This window comes from Ruegeria sp. CJ9, assembly GCF_056536625.1.
The window spans coordinates 511,567-525,940 of sequence record NZ_JBQFPY010000001.1 but is presented as its reverse complement, the minus strand read 5'-3'; the positions used below and the strand labels follow the sequence as shown (position 1 = coordinate 525,940).

Genomic DNA, 14,374 nt, shown 5'->3' with positions numbered 1-14,374 from the left:
ACCCGATTGCCGGCTCACATGTGGGCGAAATTCTCAGCTGTGAGGTGAAAACATCTAATTTGAGAAGATAGGGCATTCTCTCTTGAATTTGCGTGAAAGTTGGGAGGTTGTCTTGGATCCATTTTTGAAAGTCACTGGCATCGACAAGTCGTTTGGCGCCGTTCGTGCATTGCACAATGTCAATCTGCTGGCCTCGAAGGGCGAGTGCATTGCGATTTTGGGTGAGAACGGAGCAGGTAAAACCACGTTCGCAAGCGTTTTGATCGGCCTGTATCAGCCCGATAACGGCGAAATCAAATTGGGCGGAACACCTGTTTCGGTGACCAGCCCAGCAAAAGCTATTGAGCATGGGATCGGCATGATCCACCAGCATTTCAGCCTGGTCGGCGCGATGAACGCCGAAGAGAACATTCTGATCGGCTTGCCCAGCACAAAGCGGGGTGCCGAAGCGCGGGCGCGCATTCGGCAGCTTTGCAGCGACTTTGACTTTAACGTCGATTTCGACATCCGTGTCACGGAAATGCCTGTGGGCATGAAGCAAAGGGTGGAAATCCTTAAGGCGCTGTTTCGCGATGTATCGATCCTGATCCTGGATGAACCCACCAGCGTTCTTGCCCCGACCGAAGTCGCGCCATTTCTCAAAGGAGTGCGCAAGTTGGTCGCCAACGGCTGCCTTGTCTTTTTCATCAGCCACAAGCTCGATGAAATCCGCGAAATTGCCGATCGCGTCATGATAATGCGCCATGGGCGTGTCGAGGGAGTTCTTCCGGTTGCGACCACGCCCATGGCCCAGATGTCAGCGCTTATGATGGGAGACAAGCCGACCGGCGAAACGGTCGTGATGCTCAAGGCCAAAAAGGCGCGCAATGACATCAGCTCAGCACCGGACGCTCTGGTTGTCTCTGATGTCTGCCTGATCGATCCAGGCGGGGCGGAAATCCTGCAGGATCTGACCCTCTCCGTGAAGGCTGGCGAAATTCTTGGAATCGCTGGGATCGATGGCAATGGTCAGACGGAGTTGAGCGAGGTGATCACCGGCCTCAAAAGGCAAACTAGCGGCGCCATCCACCTTAATGGCACGGAGATATCAAGCGCCTCCATCGCTTCGCGCATTGCAGATGGCATAGGCTTCGTTCCCGAGGACCGCCATGCCGAAGGCTTGGTCCTCTCGCTCAGTGTCGAAGAAAACTTGGCCTTTCGATCCATTGGCGAAGACAGGTTCATGTCTGGCGGTCTGATTTCCCGGCGTGCGATGCACAAGATCGCAAGCAACGTGGTCGCGGCCTTTGACATTAGGCCCCCTGACCCAAAATTGAACGCTTCGGCTCTATCCGGTGGCAATCAACAAAAAATTGTTCTGGCCCGTGAAGTGGCCCGGGCGCGCAATCTTTTGGTCGTCGTGCAGCCGACTAAAGGGCTTGATGTCGGCGCAACGGAATTTGTTCAGAACCAGATCCGCGCCGTCGCCCAAAGCGGCGTGGGGGTTCTCTATATCTCCACTGAACTTGAACATGTGCTCGACATCTCTGACCGTGTCGCCGTGATGGCCTTTGGTCGGATCAAGGGTGTTGTCGATCCAGAAAACACAACTCTTCAAGACATCGGGCTCTTGATGACCGCAGCGCCGGAGGAGGTACAATGAACAGATTTACCATGCAACGCCGGATTGCGATTGCCTTACTGTTAGCGCTGAGCGTTGGCGGCGTGCTGATCCTGCTCGACGGGCACAACCCGTTTGAGGCCTATAAGGTTCTGTTTCTGGAATCTTTCCTGAATTACTGGGGTTTCTCCAATACGCTGGTCAAAGCCTCACCGATGCTTCTGGCGGGGCTGGCCGTAATCATTCCGATGCGCGCCGGTGTGTTCAACATCGGTGGCGAGGGGCAGATCTATATTGGTGGGTTGTTCGGCGCCGTCTTCGCTTTGGCCATCCCCGATCTGCCCGGTCTATTTGGCGTGCCGCTGATATTTGTCGCCGCCGCCGCCGGCGGGGCGTTCTGGGCGGCAATTCCCGCGTATCTAAAAGCCTATCGGGGTACGAATGAGGTCATTGTCACGCTGCTGATGAACTTCATTGCAATCCACATAGTCAGCTACGCCGTGGCAGGGCCGCTATTGGCCGAAGGCGCGCCATATCCTTATTCGGAGGAAGTCTCAGAAGCCTATCGCCTGCCTATTCTGATGCCGCGATCTGATACCCATGTGGGCTTTGTATTCGGGCTGGCCATGACGGTCATCTTGTATTTCTGGCTGCGCTTCACGCCATCGGGTTTCCAACTGGACCTTGTGGGGCGTAATGCCCGCGCTGCGGCCTATGCCGGTGTGGACCAGAAAAAGACCATCATACGCGCCATGTTGATTGGCGGCAGCCTTGCAGGCATGGCCGGCGCAATCGAGGTGATTGGGTTGAAGTACCGCCTGTTCCACCTGTTTAGCGATGGCTACGGCTATGACGGAATTGTCGTCGCCTTCCTTGCGGCTCTTAACCCAATTGTCGCGCCTTTGACCGCGCTGTTCCTTGCCGGGCTTTCTGCTGGCGCGGGAACGATGCAACGTGCCGTCGGGGTCGACAGTTCCGTCATTGAAGTGGTCGAGGGGCTTGTTGTGGTTCTGGTCGCCGCCGCCCTCGTGACACCGCGAACCAGGTTAACATCCGTTCTGAAACCCCTGGCAAAAAACCGGCGGCTGCGCCGCCAAACACAACGCCAAAAGAAAGAGGCATAGGCTATGATTGATCTTGTTTTGCTGGGCGACGTCCTTGCCGGAACCGCCCGATTGGGTACGCCAATTGCCTTTGCTGCCCTTGGCGGGGTGATTGCGGAACGTGGCGGGCTGTACAACATCGGCCTCGAAGGTCAGATCCTCGCCGGTGCGCTCGGCGCCGCTGCTGGTTCTTTCGCAACGGGCTCCGCCATGATCGGGCTCGGATGCGGGATCATTTGCGGCCTGCTCTCAGGCCTGCTGCTTGGGTATATGTCGATCTGGCTGCGCATCAACCAGCTGGTTGGCGGTATCGCCGTCAACCTGCTGCTGGCCGGACTCACAGCTTTTCTGTCCCGTCATATTTTTGGAGCTCAGGCCGGAGGGGCGCGGGTAGACGGGTTCTCGCAGATCGATATTCCCTACTTGTCAGATCTTCCCGTAGTTGGCCCGTCCCTGTTTTCCCAGGATCCGCTGTTCTACCTTTTGATCGGATTGGCAATAGCCGCCTGGTTCTGGCTGATGAAATCCCACAAGGGTCTGGACCTTCGCGCCGTTGGCGAAAACCCGAAGGCCGCGGACTTGGCTGGGGTTCCTGTCTTTCGCATGCAATATCTCGCAATTGCAGTCAGCGGTGCCCTCGCGGCACTTGCTGGGGTGCATCTGGTCTTATCGCAAGTCTATGTGTTTGCGGAAGGCATGAGTGCGGGCAAAGGCTTCATTGCGCTTGCGGCAATCATCTTAGGACGTTGGTCGCCCATCGGCGCGATCTGCGCGGCGCTTTTCTTCGGCTTCTGTGATGCGGTGCAATTCAAACTGCAATTCACCTCGCCAGAGGTTCCCTATCAGCTCTTCCTGATCTTGCCTTACCTCGCATCGCTCATCGCACTTGTGGTCCTCGGCGCCAAGGCCAGCGCACCTGCAAGCGTTGGACTCCCCTACGACCGGGAGCATCGATAGATCTCAGCCGTGACGTGAGAAACCATCGTTTTTCACGTCGCGATCCTCCCGTCACCCTGACAACACATATCCAATATGGGAGAACAACAATGCAATTAAAGTCCAAACTATTGGCGGGGCTTGCGGCACTGATGTTGGCCGGGCCTGCGGTCGCTGACGGGATCGAACGCGCCGCGATCGTTATGCCCGGATCGATTTCTGATAACGGCTGGAACCAAGCCGGATTCGAAGGTCTCACCAAGGCAGGTGAAGTGCTTGGCTTTGAAGCCGCTTTTTCCGAAAGCGTGCATCAGCCGGAACAAATCGAAGTCCTGAGCGACTACGCACGCCGAGGGTATGACCTTGTGATCGGCCACGGCGGAGAGTTCCAGGACGCAGTGGAACGTGTCGCAGCACGCTTCCCGGAAACCATGTTCATGGTGAACAACGGACTGGGCACAAAAGACAACATTGCCAACGCGGATTTCTATTTCAGCCAAATCGCTTATCTAATGGGCTACGTCGCGGGCTCCATGTCAGACACAGGCACCATCGGCATCATCGCGGCGCAACAGTTCAAATTCACGACCGACACGGTTGCTGGATATGAAGCGGGGGCCAAAGCGGCCAATCCGGACATCAGAGTTTTGGTTACCTGGACCGGCGACTGGGATGACATCGCCAAGGGCAAAGAAGCTGCTTTGAACCAAATTTCCCAAGGCGCCGATGTCGTCTGGCCGACAATGGACAGCGCGACGCTGGGCTCCATGCAGGCTGTTCAGGAAAAAGGCGTCTATGGCATCGGCATCTATCGTGATGCGATCAACGAATGGCCGGAAATACTACAGTCCGCTATTCTAGATGTCCGAGGCAACATGCGGTCCTACCTGGAACTGGCAGCTGCTGGCAAACTGGAAGGTGCGCTCTACCGGGCGGATATGGGCAATGAACTGGCCATGCGGATCGGGTCGTTCCACCCAGACATCCCGGTGGACGTTGTCGATGAAGTTAACAAACTGATCGACGCCATGAATTCCGGTGCTTTGGTTGTGAATCCACAATAAGGCATCCCTTGTAATCGCTCCTCTATAACTCTCGCCCCCAAGTCTGGGGGCATTTTTTATTGTTAGAGAAATCAATGATTGAAGCCTTTCGCTTGTACCGCGTGGGATTGCGTTACCCCCAATTTCGCCGGATTCGCTATGCTTTCTATTCCTGTTTATTAGGTCGACAACACCCGAAAATGAACAAATCCAGGACTGCCTAAGATCCAACCATGCAAAACGCTCAATCAACATCATCCTTGCAAAATCTATGACCAGACATCTATGCGCATTGCAGCATCGGTCGAACTGGGCTCACAGCTAAAACTGGATCGATTTGATTTATCGCTTAAACAAGGTCTCTTGCGACTGCTTGTCACGATTATCTGTACGCAATTCGGCATGCAGTGCGCGACCGGCTTGGACGCCGGGACGGGCACTGACCGTCTCCAGCCAGCGGGTAAAGTGCGGCTTGTCCTCTAACACCTGCTGCTGGCCTTCCCATAGGCTGGCCCAGCCCCAGATTGACATGTCGGCAATGGAATAGAAGTCGCCCGCGACATATTCGTTGTCGGCCAGCCGTCGATCCAGCACGCCGTATAAACGCCCGACCTCGGTACGGTAGCGGTCTTTGGCATAGGGCAGGTCCTGCGGTGGGTCCATGTAGGGTGCGTATTTCAGGAAGTGATGCGCCTGACCGGCCATTGGGCCAACGCCGCCCATCTGCCACATCAGCCATTCTTCGACTGCTATCCGGTCACGCTCGGTATTGCCATAAAACCGCCCGGTCTTGCGAGCCAGATACATCAGGATTGCCCCGCTTTCGAACACGGAAACCGGCGCGCGGTCGGGCCCGTCAGGGTCAAAGATTGCAGGCATACGGTTGTTGGGCGAAATCTTCAGGAACTCGGGGTCGAACTGATCGCCCTTGCCGATGTTGATCAGATGCGTGGAATAGGGCAACTCCATCTCTTCTAACGCGATGGATACCTTCCACCCGTTGGGGGTAGGCCAAAAATACAGATCAATCGGGTCCGCCATCTGCCCTCCTTTTGTTGAAAGGATCATGCGGGTTTCTGACGGGGCGGCAAGGGCCGATTACGCAACCGTGACCGGGGGAACGCCGGGCTTGACGGCAAACCGCCCGAAGCGTATTGCCTCTCGCAGAGCTACGTGGCGATTTGTTACCGGATTGCGGGCCACGCTAAACAACACCGCTAAAAGGTCAGGATGAAAGGCCCCTTTCGCTTGACCGCGTCTGGGGTTTTTTTGATGCCTTTGCCGGGCAAAGGTCGAGAGGAATGACATGAGCGAAAGCTGGAACAAACGCACCCAAGCCGTCCATGGCGGCATCCGTCGCAGCCAATACAATGAGGTTAGCGAGGCGATCTTTCTGACCCAGGGGTTCGTCTATGAGAATGCCGAACAGGCCGAGGCCCGTTTTCTGGAATGTGGCCCGGATGAGTTCATCTATGCCCGCTATGGCAACCCCACCGTGTCGATGTTCGAGCAGCGTATCGCGGCGCTTGAGGGGGGCGAGGATGCTTTCGCCACAGCTTCGGGCATGGCGGCTGTCAATGGCGCGCTGACCTCGATGCTGAAGGCAGGCGACCACATCGTTTCGGCTAAGGCGCTGTTCGGCTCATGCTTGTATATTGTCGAGAACATCCTGACCCGGTTTGGTGTAGATGTAACTTTCGTAGACGGCACCAATCTGGACGAATGGAAAGCGGCGATCCGGCCCGACACAAAGGCTGTGTTCTTTGAATCCATGTCGAACCCGACGCTTGAGGTGATCGACATCTCGGCCGTCGCCGAACTGGCCCATGCGGTTGGTGCGATGGTGGTCGTGGACAATGTGTTCTCGACCCCAGTGTTTTCGCGTGCGATCGAGCAGGGCGCGGATGTTGTGATCTATTCGGCGACCAAACATATCGACGGGCAGGGGCGTGCGCTGGGCGGCGTAATCATCGGCACCAAGGACTTCATCCGCGGCACCGTTGAGCCTTATCTGAAGCACACCGGTGGGGCGCTGAGCCCGTTTAACGCCTGGATCATGCTGAAAGGTCTGGAAACGATGACCCTGCGTGTCAATGCTCAGGCTGAGACGGCCCAGATCGTGGCTGAGGCACTGGAGGGTCACGCCGCGTTGGAACGCACATTGTATCCGGGGCTAAAGACGCATCCGCAGAATGCGCTGGTTCAATCACAGTTGGGCGGTAAGGGCGGCACCGTTCTGTCGCTGGATATCAAGGGCGGAAAGGAGGCTGCGTTTGCGTTCCTCAACGCGATGAAGATTCCGGTGATTTCGAACAACCTGGGCGACGCCAAGTCGATTGCGACCCATCCGGCGACCACGACCCACCAACGGCTGAGCGATGAGCAGAAAGACGAGTTGGGCATTACTCCCGGCCTGATCCGCCTGTCCATCGGTCTGGAGGATGCGGGCGACCTGCTTGCCGATATTAAGCGCGCTTTGGACGTTTCTCAGCGCTAACTACGCTCTATATCCTGTTATGCCTTGGGTGAAACTGCGTAAACGCGGCGTAACTCCCGCGATGTTTGCGGATTTTCATCCGGGCCGTACTTTGATGCGTATACGGTTAAACTGGAAAAAGCGTCGAACCTGTATATAGTCCGGCGACCAACCGAGGAACCCCGTTCGATGAATGTGTACCCCCGCACCATTGAAGACGCACCTGACAATGAAGACGCCGCCGCCGCGCTTAGAACGCTGCGCAAATGGGCCGAGTCCGCGAGTGAAGCTGAGATCAGCCAGCTTGATCCTGCAATTGCGCGCCTCGTGCCTGGACTGGTTCCGGTGAATTATCCTTCGCTGTCGCGAGAATATGCCGAAGACTTCACAGTTGACGCGGCCTATCGGGCATCGTTGCCGGACCTTCAAAACGGACCGTCCAGCCTGATCCGCGGGGCCATGCAACAAATTCAGCATGTGGGCATTTCTAATTTCCGTTTGCCGATTCGGTTCCACCGTAAACATGGTGAGGATCTCACGCTTGAAACCTCGGTCACCGGAACGGTCAGCCTTGATGCCGAAAAGAAGGGCATCAACATGTCCCGCATCATGCGCTCGTTCTACAAACATGCCGAGCGTACGTTCAGTTTTGAGGTCATGGAGGCTGCGCTGGACGATTATATGACCGATCTGGACAGTTTCGATGCGCGTATCCAGATGCGGTTTTCCTACCCGGACCGGGTGGAAAGCCTGCGATCGGGTTTGCAAGGGTATCAGTATTACGACATCGCGTTGGAACTGGTCGAACAAAACGGCGTACGTCAGAAGATCATCCATCTGGACTATGTCTATTCGTCCACCTGTCCATGTTCGCTTGAGCTGAGCGAACATGCGCGGTCCACACGGGGGCAACTGGCGACACCGCATTCCCAGCGTTCTGTTGCGCGGATTTCCGTTGTTGTTGATTGCAAAGCAGATTGCCTGTGGTTCGAAGATCTGATTGCCCTGTGCCGCCGCGCCGTACCGACCGAAACGCAAGTGATGGTCAAGCGCGAGGACGAACAGGCCTTTGCCGAGCTGAATGCCGCGAACCCAATCTTTGTCGAAGACGCCGCGCGCTTGTTTTGTGCCGAGCTTCTGGCCGATCATCATGTCGGTGATTTCCGTGTTGTGGCCAGCCATCAGGAAAGCCTGCACAGCCACGACGCAGTGTCGGTGCTGACCGAAGGGCCAACCTTTGTTTCCGCCAGCTTGGATCCACGCTTGTTCTCGACCCTGTTTCACATCGGGTAGATCGAAAAGAGCATCCTGTTGTCTCATTTTGATCCAATTGGCGAAAAATTGCCGCATTGCAGCAATATTTCTGCACGCGCAGTGTGTTTCGCGTTAAACTATCCGTGAACGCAGCCATGGTGTGAGGGCGTGTCAGCCCTCGGGCCACTCTGAAAAGGAAGCCGCGACGTGCGATGTCCGGGGATTTCAGGCCTTGGTCACTCGCCCCTAATACCGGGGTGGGGCAGAGCGGTTCTTTTCTTGGAAGGTTGCTTCGCTTTTACAGGAGAAATGACTAATGAATCCGATTACCCAACCGCTTGAGTTTCAGGCGGCGGCCATTCGACTGGCCGGTTATGCAGTCAGCAACCAACTGAAGATCATGCAGATTTTGGCGAATTCGGCCATGGAGCTGCCTTTCGTTCCAGTGAATGCTCTGCACGCGTCTTCGTCGGTTCCTGCACCTGCCAAAAAGAAACCGGAATTCAAATCCAAGGCGGCAGCTGCCAAGCCTGTAGCCAAGGTCAAAACGACCGCCGCACCAAAGTCCAAGCCGCGCGTTCGGGCCAAGACGGCAGCGACCCCAAAAGCCGAATCACCTAAACCGGTTGTAGCAAATGCGGCCTCCCAGCCAGCAGTGGCCAAGGTTGCAGCGCCTAAACCTGCGGCCGTCAAGCCCGAGGCAAAACCTGCCGCACCCAAACCTGCCGCAAAACGCGTGGCTCCAAAGGCAGTAGCGAAACCTGCCGCACCCAAGGCCACAGCCAAGCCAGCCGCGCCCAAAGTGCAGGCGGCGAAATCGGTGACGGCAAAACCAACGGCTGCACCTGCCGCCAAGCCTGTGGCCCCCAAAGCCGAGGCGAAACCTGTGGCGCCTCTGGCGAATACAGCCAAGTCTGCGGCACCTCAGAACCGGACGCGCGCGCCTTCAAAACCGCCCGCAATGCCCACACCCGTCAGCAAAACCGACGAGTAAACGGGACATCCGCTTGACACAGTCGTGCAGGCGCGCCAACGCTGCGCCTCATGACGGATATGCGCCCGGTTGGATATGTGATTGGCCTGTTGGTCGCCATTCTTGGGGCGACCATGATGCTTCCCATGCTTGCGGATTTCATCGAAGGCCGGGGCGAATGGCCTGTTTTTCTGGGAAGCGGCGTGATCACCATGCTGACGGGCGTTATCCTGTCCATCAGTTGTTCGAACGGAGTGGGCGAAGGTCTGACGATCCGTCAGACCTTTTTGCTGACCACCGGCGTTTGGGTGGCGCTGCCCTTTTTCGGCGCAATCCCGTTTTTATTCGGCGAGACCGAGCTGCGCTTTGTCGATGCTTATTTTGAGGCAATGTCGGGGCTGACCACTACTGGTTCGACTGTCATTTCCGGGCTTGATAATCTGCCACAGGGTTTGCTGTTGTGGCGCGGATTGCTGCAATGGCTGGGCGGCATTGGGATTATTGTAGTCGCCATGGTGTTCCTGCCCGAACTTCGCGTGGGGGGGATGCAGATCTTCCGTTCGGAAGGGTTTGAAACCATGGGGAAAATCCTGCCGCGCGCGCAAGAGATCGCTGGGCAGATATCCCTGATCTATGTCTTTTTGACCTTTGTCTGCGCGCTTGTCTACGCCGGCTTGGGGATGGGGTTTTTCGATGCCGTGGTGCATGCGATGACAACCATCGCGACCGGAGGGTTCTCGAACTACGACACGTCCTTCGGCAGTTTCTCGGGGCCGACCGAGTATGCGGCTGCGGTCTTTATGATCCTCGCGGCGCTGCCTTTCGTGCGCTATGTTCAATTCGCCAATGGCAACACGAACTCACTGTGGCAGGACAGCCAGATACAGACATTCCTGGCGACAATCCTGGTGCTGGTCGTGGTCATGGCGGTGTTCCTAACCGTAGTCTTTCCACATCATTGGGAACAGGCGTTCCGGGAATCGCTGTTCAACATCACCTCGATCATTTCGGGTACGGGTTATGCCAGCGTTGATTACATGACGTGGGGCAGTTTCCCGGTCATGCTGTTCTTTTTGATCGGTCTGATCGGCGGATGCGCGGGCTCGACCGCCTGTTCGATCAAGATTTTCCGGTATCAGCTGCTGTTTGCGTCGATCAAAACGCAAATTCGCCGTATCCGGTCACCGCATGGCGTTTTTGCCCCGCGATATGGCGGGCGCACGATCGGGACGGATGTCCTGACTTCGGTGATGAGTTTTTTCATGTTCTTCGTGCTGTCGCTGGGTGTGCTGGCCTGGGCGTTGGCGCTGACGGGGTTGGACTTCATCACTTCGGTTTCGGGGGCTGCGACCGCACTGGCCAATGTGGGGCCGGGACTGGGCAGCCAGATCGGTCCGGCAGGAAATTTCGCCGGGCTGAATGACACCGCCAAATGGTTGTTGTCCATCGGCATGTTGGTCGGACGGCTGGAACTGCTGGCCGTCTACGCGTTGTTCACCGTCCAATTCTGGAGAAACTAATGAAAAGACCCTTGGGGGCCCAGATTTCGCATATGTTGAAAGATCGGGGCGTTGACGTGATTTTTGGCATTCCGGGTGTTCACAATCAGGAAATGTATCGCGGCATCGAAGAAGCTGGCATCACACATGTGTTGGCCCGGCATGAACAGGGGGCCGGGTTCATGGCCGATGGCTATGCCCGCGCGACCGGCAAGCCGGGCGTCGCCTATGTGATCACCGGGCCGGGGCTGTGCAATATCATGACACCGATGGGGCAGGCCTATACGGATTCGGTGCCACTGCTGGTGATGTCTTCTTGTCTGGATGAAACGCAAGCGGTGCATGGGCAATTGCATCAGATGAAGGATCAGCTTGGGGCGGCTGAAACCGTGACTGACTGGTCGCGGCAGGCCAATTCCGCACAGGCCGCCTATGGTCTGGTCGAGCGTGCTTTTGAAGAGTTCGAACTGTCCCGACCGCGCCCCAAACATATTCAGGTGCCGATTGCCCAGCTTGAGGCCGATGCCGACCCCGCGCCGTTTCCCAATCAGCCGGGGCTGCGCACCAAGGTTTTGCCGCCCGATATTGCTCCGGTCATGTCTTTGTTGAATATCGCGCGCAGGCCGTTGTTCATTTTGGGCGGTGGCGCGCGGTCTAATCTGTGGCGGCAGATATTGACGGAACTGGGAGCAGCCTGCTTCACAACTTTTGCTGGGCGTGGGATGGCCGGGCAGGGCTATGCGTTGGACTTTGGTGCCATGCTGACGCGCCCCGGCAGCGCCGAGGTGATTGGGTCCGCTGACCTTGTAGTCGCCGTAGGTGCCGAACTGGGCGAGGTCGATCTGTGGCGCGACAACCTGGGGCACAGCGCTCATCTGGTGCGGGTCGATCTTGATCCCAGGGTTCTGTCCGATCACCATCGTGCAGGCATCAAGCTGCAGGCTGATGGGGAAAGCTTTGCGCATGCCTTGTGGGGTGCGATTGACAAGGTAAAACCTGCAACGGGTTGGACGCCGGAAGAAATCACCGACGCACGCAGACGCTGGCGCGCCGAGGTCGATGCCGAGCGGCCGGGGATCGTTCCGGTGCTTGATGCTCTGCGCGATGCCATGCCGGCGGATACGATGATCTATTCCGACATGACCCAAATCGCCTATGCCGGGAAAGAGGTCTGGGACATGGCCTATCCCTATCACTGGCATCACCCGACCGGCTTTGGCACGCTGGGATATGGCTTGCCCGCTGGTATTGGCGGTGCGGTTGCGCGTCGGGGCAAACCAACAGCCGTGATCGCCGGGGATTACGGGTTTCACTATACGATGATGGAACTTGGTGTAGCGGTCGAGCTGGGTCTTTCACTGCCCATTATCCTATGGGACAACGGCAAGCTGAAAGAGATCGAGGACAGCATGGTCCGAGGTCAGATCGCGCCGAACGCGGTGATCGCCCACAACCCGGATTTCTGCAAACTGGCTGAGGCTTTCGGGGCCCTGTCTGCCGCGCCTACCAGTTTGGCAGAGATGCAGACTGCAGTGCGCGCGGCCTTTGACGCGCCGGTTCCAACCCTGATCCGCGTAACGCCTGATATCGTGTAAACAAAAAAAACGCCGCCCAAAGGGGCGGCGTTCCACTTTTGGGGATCAAATTAATCCCAACAATGCACCAGAACAGTCATTCCATTGGCTCTGCGGCTAAGTTCGTTGGGTGAGATCTCGGCAGTCGATTGACCCGGTTGGCCCGAGACGCCTGCCTGTTCAAGCGCCGCGTTCAACCGCTCAGCCGTGGCTGCCAGACTGACCGAGGCGGGTAGGGTGCGCCCATCGGACGGAGTGGGTAGCAACATGCCGACAACCTGACCGGCGTCATCGAAAACAGGTCCGCCAGCATCGCCCGGCTGGGCGGCCATCGCCAGACGTTTCACTCCGTCTTCTCCGTTCAGGCCGCGCACGTCAGTGATCTGGCCATAGGTCAGCGTCGGCGCTCCCAGTGCGCCCTGATACGAAAAGCCCGACACTGCGACCTCGGATTGGATGCGCGGTTGATCGGTGCCGAATTCCGCGACGCTGATCGGCGCAAGGTTGTTCCGGGGCCGCAGAACGGCCACGCCCAAATCAGCATCGGCCCAGGCGACCTGAACTTCCTGATCGTCGTTCAGGGTGATCCGTGTGCAGCTGTCGGTGGCCTCGGATACCGTCAGGATTGTACCGCTAGCATCGGTGAAAAAGCCGGACCGGGACAGGCGCGGCTTGCGGATTTGCAGGCCGGAAACAAGATCGATCCGTTGCTCGGCATTTGCACCGGCCCCTGCGTCTAGAACGGCGCTGTTTGTGGTGAAGCTGGCCTTGAGCGCGGCCAGAACCCGTGCCCGGCGGGCTTCATCCCCTTCGGGCCAGACCAGCGTGAAGCCTTTGATCTGGCCGTCCTTCAGCGCGGCTTGGGTGTACGAGACAACCCCGTTCCCGCTACCTTCCAGTGTAAAGCGATCACCGCGCAATTGTCGGGGGCCGTCCAGTGGGACGATCTCTAGCGATTGCATGACCTCGTAGAGCGCGCGTAGGGTCGCCTTGTCGCCTTTCTGACTGATCAGCAGCGCTTTGGCATCCAGGTCGGTGGTGCCTTTGAAATGCGCGAACGGGGCCTCATAGCGGTCAAAGGCAAGAACATCCAACGGCAGGTCGAGATCAATACCGGCCTGCGGGTCCGAATATCGCGCCATGCCGACGCTGATCAGCGGCGCGTTATAGTCATCCATCAGCGACTTGCGCTGCGCTGTGGTCAGAACGCCGGTGGCTTCAAAACCGTTGAATCGTTGCCAGTCACCCATCGATCGGCGCGTGCCTTGACCAAACGCGCCGTCGATAGTGGCGTTGTAAAACCCTGCGGCCTGCAAGGCTGTCTGCAAATCCCGACGCTCTTGCGCAGTGAGCAGGCGTTCGGACTGTAGGGCTTGCGAGCGGGTTTCATCTGCGGGCTCAGCCGACAACCCCGAAACGGTCGCTTCCGGTTGTGGAGTGTTTTCGACGGGCGGTGTCACCACGCCCCGGTTCAGGATATTCGCACCGACTGGCCAGAACTGCTGACCCAGAGAGCTGGTGAAGGCTATGTAACTGTCAGCCGGTATCTGCCTTTCGGCCCGGTAAACGTCCAGTACCTGTTCAGCGTCACTGCGCAAATAAGGCCCGATAACAATGGCATACCAGCCAGAGTTCAGGCGAAACCCGTTTACGTCCGGCAAAAGGCTCGAATAAGCCTGCGCGCGCTCTTGTGCCTCGCGCAGCGAAGGGCGCGCCTCGACCTGAACCCAGACGCCAGCGTCCTGTTGCGCTGATACGGCGCCTGCGCCGATAGAAAATAGAAACAAAATTACAGTGAATATGCGTGTCATTGTCTGCCCGTGTTCGCAGTGTTTTAGCTTTGCGGCAGACTACGCGAATTGAACCGCAGAAAGCCATGCCTGGAATACGGGGAATTTCCAGTGTGGCGGTGCAGT

General features: G+C 57.4%; 11 protein-coding genes and 1 riboswitch. Of the genes, 9 read left to right on the top strand and 2 right to left on the bottom strand.

Features of this window, described 5'->3' with window-relative positions; translation table 11 throughout:
- Positions 1-82 precede the first annotated feature (82 nt).
- From ACR0AJ_RS02580 to ACR0AJ_RS02565, 4 genes are all read left to right on the top strand, one after another.
- Positions 83-1,642, top strand: a complete 1,560-nt coding sequence (locus ACR0AJ_RS02580; RefSeq protein WP_480740011.1) for an ABC transporter ATP-binding protein — start codon at positions 83-85, stop codon at positions 1,640-1,642.
- Positions 1,639-2,724, top strand: a complete 1,086-nt coding sequence (locus tag ACR0AJ_RS02575) for an ABC transporter permease (RefSeq protein WP_480646307.1) — start codon at positions 1,639-1,641, stop codon at positions 2,722-2,724. Before ACR0AJ_RS02580 ends, ACR0AJ_RS02575 begins: the two co-directional genes overlap by 4 nt.
- Before the next feature lie 18 nt (positions 2,725-2,742).
- Positions 2,743-3,660: an ABC transporter permease gene (locus ACR0AJ_RS02570; protein WP_480740009.1), complete on the top strand. Its 918-nt coding sequence runs from the start codon at positions 2,743-2,745 to the stop codon at positions 3,658-3,660.
- A gap of 89 nt (positions 3,661-3,749) precedes the next feature.
- Positions 3,750-4,703 carry a BMP family protein gene (locus tag ACR0AJ_RS02565; RefSeq protein WP_170348319.1) on the top strand — a complete coding sequence of 318 codons (954 nt, stop codon included), beginning with the start codon at positions 3,750-3,752 and terminating at the stop codon, positions 4,701-4,703.
- A gap of 321 nt (positions 4,704-5,024) precedes the next feature.
- Here the strand turns inward: ACR0AJ_RS02565 and ACR0AJ_RS02560 are convergent, their stop codons facing one another.
- Positions 5,025-5,723, bottom strand: a complete 699-nt coding sequence (locus ACR0AJ_RS02560) for a glutathione S-transferase N-terminal domain-containing protein (RefSeq protein WP_170348320.1) — start codon at positions 5,721-5,723, stop codon at positions 5,025-5,027.
- A 122-nt stretch (positions 5,724-5,845) separates the two neighbouring features.
- Positions 5,846-5,923, top strand: a riboswitch (SAM riboswitch).
- A 65-nt stretch (positions 5,924-5,988) separates the two neighbouring features.
- Between ACR0AJ_RS02560 and metZ the strand changes: the two genes are divergently transcribed.
- The 5 genes from metZ (at position 5,989) to ACR0AJ_RS02535 (ending at position 12,479) form a co-directional block, all read left to right on the top strand.
- The gene (gene metZ, locus ACR0AJ_RS02555) at positions 5,989-7,179 is read left to right on the top strand and encodes an O-succinylhomoserine sulfhydrylase (RefSeq protein WP_480662191.1); all 1,191 of its coding nucleotides are present in this window, start codon (positions 5,989-5,991) and stop codon (positions 7,177-7,179) included.
- Between the two features lie 168 nt (positions 7,180-7,347).
- A complete protein-coding gene (gene folE2 / locus ACR0AJ_RS02550) occupies positions 7,348-8,451 on the top strand; it encodes a GTP cyclohydrolase FolE2 (protein ID WP_170374801.1) in 1,104 nt (367 codons plus the stop codon).
- 277 nt (positions 8,452-8,728) lie between these two features.
- Complete coding sequence (locus tag ACR0AJ_RS02545) at positions 8,729-9,406, top strand: hypothetical protein (RefSeq protein WP_480636256.1); 678 nt, start codon at positions 8,729-8,731, stop codon at positions 9,404-9,406.
- Between the two features lie 50 nt (positions 9,407-9,456).
- Positions 9,457-10,905: a TrkH family potassium uptake protein gene (locus tag ACR0AJ_RS02540; RefSeq protein WP_170348324.1), complete on the top strand. Its 1,449-nt coding sequence runs from the start codon at positions 9,457-9,459 to the stop codon at positions 10,903-10,905.
- The gene (locus ACR0AJ_RS02535; RefSeq protein ID WP_480646316.1) at positions 10,905-12,479 is read left to right on the top strand and encodes a thiamine pyrophosphate-binding protein; all 1,575 of its coding nucleotides are present in this window, start codon (positions 10,905-10,907) and stop codon (positions 12,477-12,479) included. The genes ACR0AJ_RS02540 and ACR0AJ_RS02535 overlap by 1 nt, the downstream gene beginning before the upstream one ends.
- A 50-nt stretch (positions 12,480-12,529) precedes the next feature.
- Here the strand turns inward: ACR0AJ_RS02535 and ACR0AJ_RS02530 are convergent, their stop codons facing one another.
- Positions 12,530-14,269, bottom strand: coding sequence for a serine protease (locus tag ACR0AJ_RS02530; protein ID WP_170348326.1), 1,740 nt, complete (start codon positions 14,267-14,269; stop codon positions 12,530-12,532).
- Positions 14,270-14,374 lie beyond the last annotated feature (105 nt).

Coding starts and splice junctions, on each gene's coding strand:
- ACR0AJ_RS02575 (WP_480646307.1), top strand. CDS start 1,639: ATGAACAGATTTACCATGCAACGCCGGATTGCGATTGCCTTACTGTTA.
- ACR0AJ_RS02565 (WP_170348319.1), top strand. CDS start 3,750: ATGCAATTAAAGTCCAAACTATTGGCGGGGCTTGCGGCACTGATGTTG.
- ACR0AJ_RS02560 (WP_170348320.1), bottom strand. CDS start 5,723: ATGGCGGACCCGATTGATCTGTATTTTTGGCCTACCCCCAACGGGTGG.
- metZ (WP_480662191.1), top strand. CDS start 5,989: ATGAGCGAAAGCTGGAACAAACGCACCCAAGCCGTCCATGGCGGCATC.
- folE2 (WP_170374801.1), top strand. CDS start 7,348: ATGAATGTGTACCCCCGCACCATTGAAGACGCACCTGACAATGAAGAC.
- ACR0AJ_RS02545 (WP_480636256.1), top strand. CDS start 8,729: ATGAATCCGATTACCCAACCGCTTGAGTTTCAGGCGGCGGCCATTCGA.
- ACR0AJ_RS02540 (WP_170348324.1), top strand. CDS start 9,457: ATGACGGATATGCGCCCGGTTGGATATGTGATTGGCCTGTTGGTCGCC.
- ACR0AJ_RS02535 (WP_480646316.1), top strand. CDS start 10,905: ATGAAAAGACCCTTGGGGGCCCAGATTTCGCATATGTTGAAAGATCGG.
- ACR0AJ_RS02530 (WP_170348326.1), bottom strand. CDS start 14,269: ATGACACGCATATTCACTGTAATTTTGTTTCTATTTTCTATCGGCGCA.